At 72.9% G+C, this 14,472-nt stretch carries 11 protein-coding genes; 5 read left to right on the top strand and 6 right to left on the bottom strand.

The features are described 5' to 3' along the window. Positions 1-78: 78 nt before the first annotated feature. From I6G21_RS02750 to I6G21_RS02740, 3 genes are all read right to left on the bottom strand, one after another. On the bottom strand, positions 79-681 hold the full coding sequence (locus I6G21_RS02750) for a hypothetical protein (protein WP_129357657.1): 603 nt from the start codon (positions 679-681) through the stop codon (positions 79-81). Positions 682-1,024: 343 nt separating this feature from the next. Beyond that, positions 1,025-1,594, bottom strand: coding sequence for a DUF6318 family protein (locus I6G21_RS02745; RefSeq protein ID WP_129357658.1), 570 nt, complete (start codon positions 1,592-1,594; stop codon positions 1,025-1,027). A 251-nt stretch (positions 1,595-1,845) separates the two neighbouring features. Beyond that, positions 1,846-2,559, bottom strand: coding sequence for a phosphatase PAP2 family protein (locus I6G21_RS02740; RefSeq protein WP_165869980.1), 714 nt, complete (start codon positions 2,557-2,559; stop codon positions 1,846-1,848). Between the two features lie 226 nt (positions 2,560-2,785). Between I6G21_RS02740 and I6G21_RS02735 the strand changes: the two genes are divergently transcribed. Genes I6G21_RS02735 through I6G21_RS02720 form a run of 4 tightly spaced genes read left to right on the top strand, consistent with a single transcriptional unit; the run spans position 2,786 to position 7,525 of the window. Further along, complete coding sequence (locus tag I6G21_RS02735; protein WP_129357660.1) at positions 2,786-5,143, top strand: bifunctional metallophosphatase/5'-nucleotidase; 2,358 nt, start codon at positions 2,786-2,788, stop codon at positions 5,141-5,143. 30 nt (positions 5,144-5,173) lie between these two features. After that, the gene (locus I6G21_RS02730) at positions 5,174-6,169 is read left to right on the top strand and encodes an SDR family oxidoreductase (protein WP_129357661.1); all 996 of its coding nucleotides are present in this window, start codon (positions 5,174-5,176) and stop codon (positions 6,167-6,169) included. A 26-nt stretch (positions 6,170-6,195) separates the two neighbouring features. Beyond that, positions 6,196-6,780, top strand: coding sequence for a TetR/AcrR family transcriptional regulator (locus I6G21_RS02725; RefSeq protein ID WP_061225911.1), 585 nt, complete (start codon positions 6,196-6,198; stop codon positions 6,778-6,780). After that, positions 6,764-7,525: an NAD(P)-dependent oxidoreductase gene (locus I6G21_RS02720; RefSeq protein ID WP_197939472.1), complete on the top strand. Its 762-nt coding sequence runs from the start codon at positions 6,764-6,766 to the stop codon at positions 7,523-7,525. Before I6G21_RS02725 ends, I6G21_RS02720 begins: the two co-directional genes overlap by 17 nt. Before the next feature lie 58 nt (positions 7,526-7,583). On the opposite strand, the gene I6G21_RS02715 is transcribed toward I6G21_RS02720, so the two are convergent. Both I6G21_RS02715 and I6G21_RS02710 read right to left on the bottom strand, forming a co-directional pair. Further along, entirely contained in the window at positions 7,584-8,522 is a 939-nt protein-coding gene (locus tag I6G21_RS02715; RefSeq protein WP_129357663.1) for an NADP-dependent oxidoreductase, read from the bottom strand. 103 nt (positions 8,523-8,625) lie between these two features. Further along, on the bottom strand, positions 8,626-9,339 hold the full coding sequence (locus I6G21_RS02710; protein ID WP_129357664.1) for a VTT domain-containing protein: 714 nt from the start codon (positions 9,337-9,339) through the stop codon (positions 8,626-8,628). 138 nt (positions 9,340-9,477) lie between these two features. Here I6G21_RS02710 and I6G21_RS02705 point away from each other — a divergent pair, with 138 nt between their 5' ends. Beyond that, entirely contained in the window at positions 9,478-11,649 is a 2,172-nt protein-coding gene (locus I6G21_RS02705) for a RecQ family ATP-dependent DNA helicase (RefSeq protein WP_129357665.1), read from the top strand. 23 nt (positions 11,650-11,672) lie between these two features. On the opposite strand, the gene I6G21_RS02700 is transcribed toward I6G21_RS02705, so the two are convergent. Continuing rightward, positions 11,673-14,471, bottom strand: coding sequence for an ATP-dependent RNA helicase (locus tag I6G21_RS02700; protein WP_129357666.1), 2,799 nt, complete (start codon positions 14,469-14,471; stop codon positions 11,673-11,675). Position 14,472 lies beyond the last annotated feature (1 nt).

Genomic DNA, 14,472 nt, shown 5'->3' with positions numbered 1-14,472 from the left:
GATGGTTCGGGCTGTGAGGCCGGGCGAGCGGAGGGTGGCGGAAAGCGGAGTGAGGTCCGCCCGTGGGGTGTCCGGGTCTCAGCAGCCCCAGGCGCGGGGGTTCGCGGAGCAGCCGTCCTTCACCCACCCGGACTTCGTCCGCCACACGCTCACCGTCTGCGGTTGCGACGGGAGGGTCGCGGTACCCTCGACCGGCTGCCACTCGCCGTCCCCCACCCGGTACTCCCCGCGGAACTCGGTGGAGATGACGATGGCGTAGTCCCCGGTCTCCCGGTACTGGTGGGAGGTCGAGGTGGGGGTGTCCCAGCTGTTCTCCGGCAAGGCGCGCCCGGGGTCTGTGGTGGGTCCGGTGGTGGTGCCGTCGCCGTAGTCGAAGGTGTAGGAGACCGGGGTGGCCCGCACCCGCACCGGTTGCCCCAGCAGGGTGACCTCCAGTTCCTGGGGCCGGCTGTCGACGTAGATGTTGGTGTGGTAGTTCTTCAGCGTGTTGGGGCCGGGCTGGACGCTCACGGTCCCCGGCTGGATGGGCATCTTCTTCAGATCCTCGGCGGTGACGGTCGGGGTCGGCGGTGCGGTGACTCTTTCGGCGGCATCCTCAGGGGACTGAGACCCGGGGGCGGCGCAGTATTCGCTGCTGGTTCGCTCCCATTCCCCGCCGGACTTCAGGCGTCGGTGGATCACATGGACGATGCCTTCCTTGTCTTCCCCGAGATTGCAGGTGCTGTTCAGTGAGCAGTAGTCATCCGCTGCGTCGGTGCCGGGTAGGGGGCATCCATAGTGTGCGTAATACTCGTAGGGGTCCTCAGGTGCGACAACACCTGAGGATCTCCCGCCTCCACCGTTTCCGCCGCCTTCGGTGCTGGCGGGTTCCGTGGGTTTCCCTCCGGGGGTTGTTCCTTGACCACCGACATGGAATTCGCCACCCCGGGAGTTCCCCCAGAACTCTTTTTTTGAATCTGCGACGGCCGGGGAGGGGAAGGCCAGGGATGCCATCAGAATCAACAGAGTGAGACCTTTTGCCCTATTAGTCACCGTAATCAATCCCCTCTATGTCAGATATACGGTTTATAACCCAATGGCCATCAATGAAATCTAGAAAGAGCATCTGCGGTTGCCCGTTGTAGTCATGCCCTCCGATATCATCAACTTTTCCGGAGGTGCCCCACAGTTCACCGTCGGTGCGGGACTGATAGACGTGTAGAATATACTTCCCCTCCACTCTTTCCCATTCCCCATTTCGCTCCACCCTATATGTCGGGAGACCGTCAACGATCCATTGATTATTTTTGTATGGTTTTTGAAGGGGGTTGAATAGGTCGCCGTATCCGGGATTCTCCGGATCTATGGCGGGAAGCATGTACTGCTTGTCTCCGGTCTGGACCAGGTACTGAACAGAGTCCTGCCAGTACTGCATGAAGGCCTTGGCGCCGTCGAAGGTCTCCTCCTTGGCGGCTTCCGGCAGGGTCGGCACCGGCACGTTGCGGGCCGGGTGCTCCGGGGTCGCCTTCTCGTACCCGGTGGAGGACGCCGACGCCGAGGACGAAGCACTGGCCGAGGCGCTGGCCGATGCCCGCGGGTCCGCGGTGCCGACCACCTCACCGCTGCTCTCACCCCCGCAACCGGACAACAGGAGGGCGCCGGCCAGGACCAGGGGCGCCAGGGATGATGCGGGACGGTGCGAACGGGCCACGGGAGCCTCCGGGTGCTCGAGGGTCAGACGGTGATCATGCGAGGTGAATCACTCAGGTCCCCCGAGACTAGCCCATCCCGCACCCGGCCCGGAAGGTTTTCCACACCCCGGACCGCCCACCCCACCGACCCGGCGCATCCGTTCCCGGTCGAGGGCTATTCGGGAACGGGAGCGCCGTCTCGCGCAGGGCGCGCCCGGCCTCGCCGTCGCGAGGGTCCCGGGGCCGCCGCACCCCGCGGCAGAGCCGCGTCGGTCAGCATCACCGCGCCGAGCAGCGCCACCGCGATCCCCAGGGAGGCGCACACATCCGTGAGCCAGTGATACCCCAGGTAGATCCGGGAGGCCGCGACCGTGCCCGAGGCCAGCGCTGCCATCGCAAAGGCCAGGAGACGCGGGCCCCGCGCCCGCCCACGGGTCAGCAGCCACGCCAGCACCAGGGCGGCCGTGGCGAACAGGCAGGTGTGCCCGCTGGGGAAGGAGAAGCTGCGGTCCGCGCCGTCCACCATGAAGGCCGCCGGCGGCCGGGTCCGGGCCACCAGGACCTTCAGCGCCGTGACCGAGACGCTGGCCAGCACCACGGCCCCGGCGAACAGGAGGGGGTCCCGGCGGCGGGTCCTGAAGAACCAGGGGATCGCGGCGAGCACCGCGAGGATCGGGATCACCTCCGGCGTCGCTGCCCACGTCACCGCGGTGGCCGCCTCGTCCAGGATCCGATGCTGGTCGGCGGCCGCCAGGCGCTGGAGAGGGTGATCGAACAGCGCCAGATGCTCGCCCTCGACCTCCCAGTCCCAGATCCGCCAGGTGCCCACCGCACCCAGCGCCAGCAGCATCGTCCCCACGACGACGTCGCACCGTCTGCTCCCGCGCATCATCCGCTCACTCCTCACCGGGCCCCCTCGCGGCGGCAGGCTGCGGCAGCAGGGGATCGTTCCAACGGCACAGACTAGGGGGCGGCGCTGGACCCCGGCTGGAACCACCCGGGGAGAAACCCGGATCGCCGCGTTGTCCACAGCACCCGAGGGTGTTCACCCGCGGTTCACCCGCCCTCGGTACAGTTGCGCACATCACTCGCACCGTCTTTCCCGGGGGTAACCCATGACCATCCGCCATCTGCGCTCGGGTGCCGGGGCCGCCGTCGCCGCCCTGCTCGTCCTGTTGCCCGCCGCGCCCGCCGCCCACGCCGTCGAGGACGCCGGGACCACCGAGCTCACCCTGTTCAACATCAACGACTTCCACGGCCGCATCACCCCGGAGATCGGGATAAGCCTGGCTGCCACGCTGCAGCAGCAGCGCGCCGCACACCCCAACAGCCTCTTCCTCTCCGCGGGGGACAACGTCTCCGCGAGCCTGTTCGTCTCCTCCGTCCAGGACGACGAGCCGACCCTGGACTACCTCAACGCCCTCGGTCTGCAGGCCAGCGCCGCCGGCAACCACGAATTCGACAAGGGCCTGGCTGACCTCACCGGGCGCATCTCCGAGCACGCGGACTTCCCGATCCTCGGCGCCAACGTCGTCGACCCCGCCACCGGGGACCCCGTGCTCAAGCCCTACACCATCCTCCAGACCGACGACGGCGTGAGAGTCGCCGTGATCGGCTCCGTCACCGCCGAGACGCCCCAGCTGGTGGACCCCTCCGCGCTGGGCGGCATGGAGTTCACCGATCCCGTGGCCGCCACCAACCGCTACGCCGAGCAGCTCAGCGACGGCGACCTCGACAACGGCGAAGCCGACGTGATCGTCGCCGAATACCACGAGAGGGTGCGCACGGACGATCCCCAGGACCGCATCGTCACCCAGACCAGCCCCGCCGTGGACGTCATCTTCACCGGACACACCCACGAGGAGTACGTGCTGCCGCCCGGCGGCCAGACCGGACCCGGGCAGCGCCCCGTCCTGCAGACCGGCAACTACGGGGACAACCTCGGCGCCGTCACCCTCACCCTGGACGCCCGGCACGAGGTGCGCGGCGCCCGGGCCGAGCTGATCGCCAACCCCAAGAAGATCCCGAACGCCCAGACCATCGCGGCGGACCCCGTCCTGCAGCAGGCGCAGCGCGTGCTCACCGACGCGAAGGAGCACGCCGATCGCATCGGCAGTCGGAAGCTCGCCGACCTCGCCGCCCCCGTGACCACCGGCTGGGACCCGGACCAGGCCGAGGCCAAGGGCGGCTTCGACCAGCGCGACCGGGAATCGACCATGGGACACCTCGTCGCGGACATGTACCTGCACGCGGCGAAGGGCACGGGGCGCACGCCCGCGGACCTGGCCATCGTCAACCCCGGGGGTCTGCGCGACGAGTTCCCGGCGGGCCTGCGCAGCGACCCCTCCACCACCGCGGATCAGATCACGGTGGCCGACGCCGTCTCCGTGCTGCCCTTCGCCAACAACCTCTGGACCACGCAGCTGACCGGCGCCCAGCTGCGCCAGGTGCTCGAGGAGCAGTGGCAGCAGGACAACGCCGGATCCATGGCCACCCGCCCGTACCTGCAGCTGGGGCTGTCCTCCAACGTCACCTACACCTACACCGGCGAGCCCGGTGCCGCCGGCTACGCGACCCGCGGCGACAACATCGACGAGGTGCGCATCGACGGGAAGCCCCTGGAGGAGGGGCGCACCTACACCGTGGCCCTGCCCTCCTTCCTGCTCGGCGGCGGGGATAACTTCTCCACCCTCGCCCAGGGGAGGAACACCAAGGACACCGCCGTCGTGGACTCCGACGCCTTCCAGGACTACCTGCGCGAGCTCGGGGTCGTGACGCCGCGACCGGAGAAGCAGGCCGTCCGGGTGTCCGAGAAGCCGGAGGCATATGACCTCTCCGGCATGTACACGGTGTGGGTCTCCGACCTCGCCGTCGCCTCCCCCGGGATCCCGACTCCCGAGCGGCTGAGCGTGCGCATCGGCGGGCGCGACGCCGGTGAGGTTTCCGTGCGAGACGGCGCCGCGGAGGTCTCCATGCCGCTGTCCGGGCTGGGCCTGGACGCCGGGACGCACGAGGTCGAGCTGACCGAGCCGACCACCGGCACGCACGTGGTGATGAACGCCGACTTCACCGGAGCCGGGGCCGAGCCGACGCCGGAGTCGAGCCCTGCTCCGACGAGTGAGCCGACGCCGGCCCCGACGGGCGCGCCGACCAGCGCGCCGGGCCCTGTCCCGACGGGCGAACCGGTCCCCACCGCCGCTCCGACGGCCACGGCGGGGCCGGATCTCCCCGCACCGGGACCCTCCGCCTCTGACGGCCGGGCCGGGATCGGAGGGGGTGGGAGCGATGACCTGCCCTCCGGCGGCGCCCTGAGCGTGGAGCCGAACGGGGTCGCGGCCGACTCCGCCGAGACGGGGCCGGGTGGGCTGGCGAGGACCGGCGCCCAGGATCCGGTGCGGATGGTCCTGGCCGGTCTGCTCGTGCTCGGTACTGGTGCGGCCCTGGTGCTGATCCGTCCCCGACGCACCCGCTGAGCGGACTCACGGGGGCCTAGACTCGGCGCCATGACGGCGAACCAGCGCAGACCCCTCTCCCCGCAGACCGGATCGGCGGGCCCGGCGGAGGAGCGCCCCGAGTCCTCCGGAGATCCGAACGGCGGGACCCCGCATCACGGGAGTCAGCATCCCGGCAGCCCGCATCACGGGAACCCGGGTGATCGGCGGGGACCGCTCGCCGTCGTCACCGGGGCCTCCCGCGGCATCGGTCGGCTTGTGGCCGAGGGGCTGCTGGACGCCGGGTTCCGCGTCGTCGTCACCGCCCGCTCCGAGGACAGCCTGGAGCCGCTGCTCACCCGCGGGGCCGTGCCGGTGGTCCTGGACCTGGCGGATGAGGAGTCGATCCGCCGCGCCGCACAGAGCATCCGCGAGCTCGGCCCCGGCCCCCACCTGATGGTGCACAACGCCGGGTACGGGCAGCAGGGCGCCCTCGAAGAGGTCGACGACGACGCCGCGACCCGCCAGCTGCGCACCAACGTGCTCGGCCCGATGTCCCTGACGCGGGCGCTGCTCCCCGGGATGCGCCGGGCCGCCGACACCCGGCCCACCGACGTCGACCGCCAGCCGCGGATCCTGCTGGTGACCTCCGTGGCCGCGGATCTGCACCAGCCGATGAGCGGGTGGTACTGCGCCTCCAAGGCGGCGCTGGTCTCGCTGGCGGACACGCTGCGCCTGGAGCTGCGCGGCAGCGGCATCGACGTGGTGGAGATCCGGCCCGGCCCGGTGGACACCGGGTGGCAGCGCCGCGAGGCGCAGGAGCTGCGGGAGGCGGCGCGCGGCGGCCGCTACGAGGCGCTGGCCGAGAGGGTCGCGGACCGGGCCGAGCGCCGGGCCCCGCGGGGTCTGGATCCGGCGCGGGCGGCCCGCCGGATCATCGACGCGGCCACCGCCTCCCATCCGCGGGCCCGGTACTCCCTGGGGCGCGGCGTCGGCGCGGCCCGCCTGATCGCGGCGGCCGCCCCGCCCCGCCTGAAGGACGCGGTCCTGGCCCGGTACTTCCGCTGAGCACTGGATGGTCCTATATTGGACACATGTCCAATAAGCCGTCGCGGACGCGACTGAGCTCCGAAGGCCGGCGCGCGCAGCTGCTGCGCGTGGCCACCCGGCTGTTGGCCGAGGGCGGCGTCGGGAACCTCTCCATGAGTGCGGTGGCCCAGGAGGCCGGGATCGGCCGGGCCCTGCTCTACCACTACTTTCCCGGCAAGGAGGCGCTGGTCGAGGCGGTGTTGGCCGAGGAGTCCCGGCGTCTGCTCGAGGCCACCGAACCCGCCGTCGGACTCAGCCCTCGTGAGGCGGCCCGACGCGCGTTGGACGCCTATTTCCAGGCCTTCGACGCCAGCTCCGGAGGCATCCGGGAGCTGTACGCCCCCACCGCGGACACCGTCGCCGGAGTGCACGTGATCACCGCCGCCAACCACGACGTCCAGCTGCGGCGCATCATCGAGCTCACCGGCGTCCCGGACACCGCGGAAACCCGTGTGCTGATCGGAGGCTGGCTGGCGTTGGTCGAGCACCTGGCGACGACGCGCAGGCACGCTCCCGGAGCCTATCGAGGCGAGCTGATCGAGCGCTGTCTCGCCGCCCTGGAGGCCGTGCTGGATCGCCCCCTGCCCTAGAGATCGTCCCTCCCCCGACGTCAGAGCCCGGACCGCGGGTCTGAGACCGCACCAACCCCACACCCACCCCCATCCCCTGAGGAGAACTCCCGTTAACATCCTGCTGCTCGGTGCCACCGGAAACGTCGGCTCCCGCATTCTCGCCCAGGCCCTCGACGCCGGGCACCGCGTCACCGCCTACGTCCGCCGCCCCGAAGCCCTCACCGCCAGGGACGGTCTGGAGATCGTCGGCGGCCAGCTCGACGATGTCGAGGCCTTGACCGGCGCGGCCCGAGACGCCGAGGTCGTGATCGTGGCGGTGACCGGCCCGATGAAGGACCGCACCTTCATGCAGCGCAGCCTCCCGTCCATCCTCGAGGCCGTGCGGGCCGCCGGAGCCGGCCGGGTGGTGCTCACGTCGGTGTTCGGCGCCGGAGACACCGCGCAGAAGGCTTCGTGGTTCGCCCGCGGGATCTACCGCACCGCGCTGCGCGGATTCCTGGCGGACAAGGAGGCCGCGGACCGGCTGCTGATCGACTCGGGGTTGGAGCACACGATCGTCTACCCCGTGAGCCTCAAGGACGCCCCGGCGCGGGAGGAGGCCGCCGTCGAGCCTCTCGATGCGGTGGCCACCGTGCCGGGGCTGCCCACCCTGCCCTTCGATGCGGCCGCGGCCGCCCTGCTGGGGGTGGCCGTGGACCCGGATGCTGCCGGTCAGCGTCTGCTGATCACGACCCGGAAGGGCTGGAAGCCGGCCCGGGACTGAGGCCGCGTCAGCCCGGGGGCCCGTCCGCGGGCCGGCCCCAGGGGCCGGACCGCGGGGCTCAGGAGACGCGCAGCACGATCTTCCCCGCCGTGTGGCCCTCGCGGCTGGCGGCGAAGGCCTCGGGCAGCCGGTCCAGCGGGAAGGTGTCCGCCACGCGCACGGTCAGCGCGCCGTCCTCAGCCAGGCGGGCCAGCTCGGCCAGCCCCTCGGCATCGGGGTGGACCCACAGCCACTGCCCGCCGTGCTCCAGCACCTCCGGGTCGGCGATCGAGGCGTGGGCGCCGCCCTCGGCCAGCACCGCGGTGGTGGTCTCCACGACGCCGCCGACGAAGTCCGCGACGATCTGCACCCCGTCCGGGGCGAGCTCGCGCACCCGCTGGGCGAGGCCCTCCCCGTACTCCACCGGCTCGGCCCCGAGCTCACGCAGCCAGGCGTGGTTGCGCTGCGAAGCCGTGCCGATCACCCGGGCGCCGTAGGCTACGGCGATCTGCACGCCCATCGAGCCGACGCCGCCGGAGGCCCCGTGGATCAGGACGGTCGTGCCGCGGTTCTCCTGCGGATCGCGGGAGAGCCCCAGCCGGGTCAGCACCTGCAGCGCGGTCAGGCCCGCCAGCGGCAGACCCCCGGCCTGGTCCCAGTCCAGCGCGGCGGGCTTGCGGGCGAGGGCCCGGGCGGGGATGGTGGTGTATTCGGCGAAGGTGCCGTGGTGGATCCAGTCCCGCCGGTTGTAGGCGATGACCTCATCGCCCTCGGACAGGCCGGGGGTGTCGATGCCGGTCGCGGCGACGACGCCGGCGACGTCCCACCCCGGCACCACCGGGAACTCCGTGTGCATCAGGGAGGACAGGCCGCCGGACATGATCTTCCAGTCCACCGGGTTGATCCCCGCGGTGCGGACCCGGACCAGGACCTCGCCCGGCCCGACCTCCGGGAGGGGACGCTCCTGCAGCTGCAGGACGGCGTCGTCGCCGAAGGAGGAGTAGGTCTGCGCTCTCATGCTCTGCTGTTGGCTCATGGGCAGTGCAACCGAGTGCGGCCGGCCCGCATTCCGGCCGTCTCCCGGCCGTGTCGCGACGGTGGCCTGCGGCGGTGCCGCCGGTTCAGGACTCCGGGTTCAGCGGCTTCCCGTGCTCCTCCTGGTAGGCGGCCAGGCGGGCCTTGGCCTTGCGGTTCTCCCGCCAGATCTCCAGGCCCACCGGGATCACGGAGACCAGCACGATGACGATGACGATGAGGTCCACGTGCTCGCGGATGAAGGTCACGTTGCCCAGCCACACCCCGGCGAAGGTCAGCAGCAGCACCCACAGCAGGGCGCCGGTGATGTTCCACTTGGCGAAGTCCCGGTACCGGTAGCGGGCCATGCCCGCGGTGAGCGGGACGAAGGTGCGCACGATCGGCACGAAGCGGGCCAGCACGAGCGCCTTGCCGCCGTAGCGGGCGAAGAACGCACCGGCCTTGTCCAGGTTCTCGTAGTTGAGGATGCGCCCGGTGGGGGAGAAGAGCCTGCGCCCGAACCACCGCCCCAGCATGTACCCCACCTGGTCCCCGGCCACCGCGGCGACGGCCACGGTCAGCAGCAGCACCGCCAGATTCAGCCCGAGCTGCTGGTGCAGCAGCCCCGTGGTGAACAGCAGCGAATCCCCCGGCAGGAACGGGAAGAGCACGCCGGATTCGATGAAGATCATCAGGGCGACGACGCCGAGCACCCACGGGCCGGCGTCGGCCAGCAGCTGCTTCAGGTCCACGCCGAACAGGCCGAGGGGTGCCGTGGGCAGGGTCGCGACGTGGGCGGCGAGATCCAGCAGAGGTGTCATGGGTCCGTTTCCGGTGGGCGGGCGGGGTCACCTCATGGTACGCGCCCGGCGCTGTGGCGCGGCTGAGAATCACCGACCGTATCCACAGGAGCCCGGCGGGCGCTTCGGCGTGTCAGTCGCCGGTGCCACCATGGGGTCATGGACACCCACGACGCCGCCCGGCCCAGCCTCGATCCCGCCCAGCCCGATCCCGACGCCGCCCTGCGCGAGCGTGCCCTGACGGCCCTGCGGGCGCTGACCGGCGCCCCGTCTGGTGACTTCCATCCGGGGCAGTTCGAGGCGATCCGCGCGCTGGTGGCCGACCGCGCCCGGGCCCTGGTGGTCCAGCGCACCGGGTGGGGCAAGTCCGCGGTGTACTTCCTGTCTGCGCTGCTGCTGCGCCAGGAGGGCGGGGGACCGGCCCTGATCATCTCCCCGCTGCTGGCGCTGATGCGGGACCAAGTGGCCGCCGCCGAGCGGGCGGGGGTGCGCGCTGCCGCCGTGAACTCCGCGAACGCCACCGAGTGGGCGCAGATCCAGGACCGGGTGCGCGCGGGAGAGCTGGACGTGCTGCTGGTCAGCCCGGAGCGGCTGAACAACCCCCGGTTCCGCGAGGAGTGGATGCCGCAGCTGATGCGCACCTGCTCCCTGCTGGTGGTGGATGAGGCCCACTGCATCTCCGACTGGGGCCACGACTTCCGCCCGGACTACCGGCGCATCCGGGATCTGATCCGCGCCCTGCCCGCCGGGGTGCCGGTGCTGGCCACCACGGCCACGGCCAACCGCCGGGTGGTCGCGGACATCGAGGAGCAGCTGGGGGTGGGTCAGGAGGTGTTCACCCTGCGCGGCCCCTTGGCCCGGGACTCCCTGCGCCTGGGGGTGCTGAGCCTGCCGGACAACGCCGCCCGGATCGCGTGGCTGCTGGCGCACCTGGGGGATCTGCCGGGCAGCGGCATCGTCTACGCCCTGACCGTCTCCGCCGCGGAGGACACCGCCCGCATCCTCGCCGAGGCGGGGCACGAGGTGCTGGCCTACACCGGCCGCACGGACGCGCAGGATCGGGAGCAGGCGGAGTCCGCCCTGAAGGAGAATCGGGTCAAGGCGCTGGTGGCCACCTCCGCGCTGGGGATGGGCTTCGACAAACCGGACCTGGGCTTCGTCGTGCACCTGGGCGCGCCGAGCTCCCCGGTGGCCTACTACCAGCAGGTGGGGCGCGCGGGGCGCGCCACGGACAGCGCGGACGTGCTCCTGCTGCCCGGGAAGGAGGACCGGGAGATCTGGCGGTACTTCGCCACCGCCTCGATGCCCACCGAGGAGAACGCCCAGCGCATCCTGGGGGCCCTGGGTCGGGCCGGCGGGCCGATGTCCGTGGCCGCCCTGGAGGCCGCGGTGGACGTGAAGCGCTCGTCGCTTGAGCTGCTGCTGAAGGTGCTGGCCGTGGACGGCGCGGTGGAGAAGGTCTCCGGCGGCTGGGCCAGCACCGGTGCGCCCTGGACCTACGACGCCGCCCGGTACGAGCGGATCGCCCAGGCGCGCCGGGCCGAGCAGGACGCGATGCTGGAGTACGAGGCCGGGCGGATGTGCCGCATGCAGTTCCTCGCCGCCCAGCTGGATGATCCTGACGCCGCCCCGTGCGGCCGGTGCGACGTGTGCGCCGGACCCTGGTATCCGACGGGGGCGGATGAGGAGGCCGTGCGCCGGGCCGAGCACGGTCTGGTGCGGGTGGGGGTCCCGATCGAGGCGCGCTCGCAGTGGCCCAGCGGCATGGCGACCCTGGGCCTGGAGGTCAGGGGGAGGATCCCGGAGCAGGAGCGCGCCGAGCGGGGCCGGGCCCTGGCCCGCCTGACGGATCTGGGATGGGGCAACCGGCTGCGGGAGATCTTCGCCGCCGACGACGCCGGGAACCCCGTGGACGGGGAGGTCCCCTCGGATGTGGGCCGGGCCTGTGTGGGGGTGCTGGCCGAGTGGGACTGGTCCGCCCGCCCCGTGGGGGTGGTCGCGGTGCCCTCGGTCTCCCGGCCGCGGCTGGTGGATTCCCTGGCCCGGGGCCTGGCCGCGGCCGGGCGCCTGCCGTATCTGGGGGCCCTGGAGCTGGACGCTGCGGTGCCGACGGGGCCGCGCGGCGGGAACAGCGCCTACAGCCTGGCGGGGGTGTGGGGTCGCTTCGGCGTCGGGCCGGAGCTGGCGGCGCGGCTGGCCGAGGCGCAGGGCCCGGTGCTGCTGGTGGATGACCTCGTGGACACCCGCTGGACCCTCACCGTGGCCGCCCGGCAGCTGCGCCTGGCCGGTGCGCCGGCGGTGCTGCCCTTCGCCCTGGCCATGCGCGGGTAGCCGGGTTCGGTGAGGCCGGGCCGTCAGCCCTCGGCCAGGCGGCGGTTGGTCTTGGAGGTGGGCACCGCATTCCACGGGTCCTCCGGCCACGGGTGCTTGCGGTACTTCGCGCGGTTCTCCGCCCGGACCTGCGGGTAGGCGTTCTCCCAGAAGGAGCGCAGATCCGCGGTGACCGCCAGGGGGCGACGGGCCGGGGAGAGCAGGTGCAGCAGCACCGGAACCCGGCCGTCCACCACGGGCGGACCCTCGGCCCAGCCGAAGCATTCCTGTAATTTCACGGCCAGCACGGGCGGGGCGGGCTGTGCATCGGGATCGTCATCGTGCTCCTCCGGGGCCGGGTAGGCCAGGCGCACCGCCGCCCCGGAGGGCACCCGGATCCGCTCCGGCACCAGCTCCTCCAGCCGGGAGGCCTGGGGCCACGGGAGCAGCCGACGCAGCGCCGACACCGCATCCACCCGGGCGGCGGGCGTTCCCTCGGCGATCTGCTCCAGCTCCGGACCCAGCCAATCCTCTGCCGTCTGCGCCAGGTCGGCCGGCAGCATCGAGGGCCAGGGCTCCCCGAGCACCCGGTGCAGCAGCCCCAGTCGGGACCGGAGGGCCTCGAAGCCCTCACCGGGACGCAGCACCTGCATCAGCCCCTCCCGGGCCAGGGACTCGGCGACGGCGCGGCGCCCCATCTGCCGGGTCGGGCGCACCGGGGTGGCGGACAGCTCGATGCCTCCGAGCCGGGTCACCTCCCGCGCCGTGACCCTCCCGGCAGCGAAGCTCCCCGTCTGCTCCGTGACCAGCAGGCAGCCCGCGGCCAGCTCGGCGGTTTCCCGGTCGATGCCCGCGGCCGAGCGGATCAGGGCCCGATCCCCGAGCAGCTGCACCTCCGCCACGGCCAGCCACTCCTGCCCGGACCAGGCGGCCTCGCGCGGCAGCTCGGCGGCGGTGCCCGAGGCCAGCAGATACTCCCGGTCGGTGTCGGGACGACGTCGGGCGATCCGCTGCGGGAAGGATAGGGCCGTCACCAGCCCGGCCGTCGCGGCATCCGCCGCACCGGATGCCGCGGGGGAGGAGTCCTCGACGTCCCGGGACCCGGACTCGGACCCGGTTCCGGTACCGTCGGGCGCGCCGTCTCCCTCGGCGAGCAGCAGCTCCAGCCTGCGGGTCTCCCGCCGCCAGGTCCGGTCCCGGTCCCGGCGCAGCCCGCGCAGCAGGGCGGTCAGGTCCGCCCCGGGGGCGCGCTGATCCCCAGCCAGTGCGGCCACGACCTCCGCGGCGGCCCGGGGACCCACCAGCGCGGCGCCGTCGAACAGGCCCCGGGCCAGGTGCGGATCCGCCGGCACCGCGGCCAGGCGCCGACCCAGGTCGGTGGCCTCCCCGGCCTCGTCCAGCGCCCCCAGGGCCGCAAGCTCGCGGTGGGCCAGGGCGCGGGTCCGCTCCGGCAGGGGATCCGGCAGCGCCAGACCCCGCCCGTCCGGCGTCCCCCAGCAGGCCAGGTCCAGGACGGCCCGGGTCAGCTCGGCCGTGGTGATCTCCGGCGGGGTCTCCGCCGGTCGCGCAGCATATTCCGCCTCGGACATGCAGCGGATGACCGTACCCGGCGCCTCGCGGGCCGCGCGCCCGGCCCGCTGGATCATCGCGGCCTTGGACGCACCCACCGTGACCAGTCCGCTCATGCCGCGCACGGTATCCACGCGGGGCTGCCGGTCCAGCCCCGCATCCACCACCCGCCGCACCCCGGGCACGGTCAGGGCGGATTCGGCCAGGTTCGTCGCCAGGATGATCCGGCCCGTCCCACCCGCGGCCGGGTCCAGGATGCGATCCTGCTCGGCGGCGGGGGTGGCGCCGGTGAGCGTGAGCACCGGGGCCGGCAGATCCCGCAGCCGGCCCGCGACCCGCTCGATCTCCCGCGCCCCGGGCAGGAAGACCAGGGTGTCACCGGCGGGCGCCGCCTCCCCGGCAGGGTCCGCGCGCCGGGACGTGGCCCCGCGAGATGCGCTCCCTGCGGGCGCGCTGCTCGCGGCGTGCGCCGGGGCGGCGTCGTGATGCTCGCGCACCACCGAGGCCACGTGCGCGAGGAAGGCGTCCGTGACCCCGCGGGCGTCCTGCGCCGGACCGGGGGCGGGCGCCCAGCGCTGCTCCAGCGGGTGGATCGCGGCGTCCACCGTCGCGATCGGCGCGGGGACCTCGGCCCCGCCGTCGGAGGCGCCTCCCGCTTCCGGAGCGCCGAGCAGCCGGGCCCACCGCGGGGCGTCGAGGGTCGCGGACATGGCCAGCAGCCCCAGATCCTCCCGCAGCTGCACCAGCTGATGCAGCATCGCGAAGACCAGATCCGAGTCCAGATGCCGCTCGTGCACCTCGTCCAGGATCACCGCGTCCACCCCGCTCAGCTCCGGGTCCGCGAGCAGCCGACGCAGCAGCACCCCGGTGGTCGCGAACTCCACTCGCACATCCGGGCCCATGACGCGTTCGCCGCGCACGGTGTGCCCCACCAGCTGTCCCGGCCGGGTGCCGCTCAACGCCGCCAGGCGGCGCGCGGCCGATCGGGCGGCGATGCGTCGCGGCTGGGTGACCACCACCCGGCCGGGCCGATCCGCCAGGCCGGCCAGCAGGTTCGCGACGAGGGGCGGCACCAGCGTGGTCTTGCCCGTGCCGGGCGGGGCCTCGACGACGCCGCGCAGCCGCCCCGTCCTCGAGAGCCACCCGCGGATCTGGGGTGCCAGCGCCAGGGCGGGCAGGTCCGCACCGATCCGCCGGAGGTCGAAGGGGTCCGCATCGGCAGTTCCCGCGTCGTCGGGCCCGGGGCCCGCCCGGTGAGGGGAGGGATGGGCCACG

Origin of the sequence: Rothia kristinae (assembly GCF_016028855.1) — a bacterium.
Classification (GTDB): Bacteria; Actinomycetota; Actinomycetes; order Actinomycetales; family Micrococcaceae; genus Rothia; species Rothia kristinae.
Note: the sequence above shows the minus strand (reverse complement) of the source record. Positions and strands in the feature narration are given on the sequence as shown.

Excerpts from the sequence above, each read along its gene's own strand:
- I6G21_RS02740 (WP_165869980.1), bottom strand. The coding sequence starts at position 2,559 with ATGCGCGGGAGCAGACGGTGCGACGTCGTCGTGGGGACGATGCTGCTG.
- I6G21_RS02735 (WP_129357660.1), top strand. The coding sequence starts at position 2,786 with ATGACCATCCGCCATCTGCGCTCGGGTGCCGGGGCCGCCGTCGCCGCC.
- I6G21_RS02730 (WP_129357661.1), top strand. The coding sequence starts at position 5,174 with ATGACGGCGAACCAGCGCAGACCCCTCTCCCCGCAGACCGGATCGGCG.
- I6G21_RS02725 (WP_061225911.1), top strand. The coding sequence starts at position 6,196 with ATGTCCAATAAGCCGTCGCGGACGCGACTGAGCTCCGAAGGCCGGCGC.
- I6G21_RS02715 (WP_129357663.1), bottom strand. The coding sequence starts at position 8,522 with ATGAGAGCGCAGACCTACTCCTCCTTCGGCGACGACGCCGTCCTGCAG.
- I6G21_RS02710 (WP_129357664.1), bottom strand. The coding sequence starts at position 9,339 with ATGACACCTCTGCTGGATCTCGCCGCCCACGTCGCGACCCTGCCCACG.
- I6G21_RS02705 (WP_129357665.1), top strand. The coding sequence starts at position 9,478 with ATGGACACCCACGACGCCGCCCGGCCCAGCCTCGATCCCGCCCAGCCC.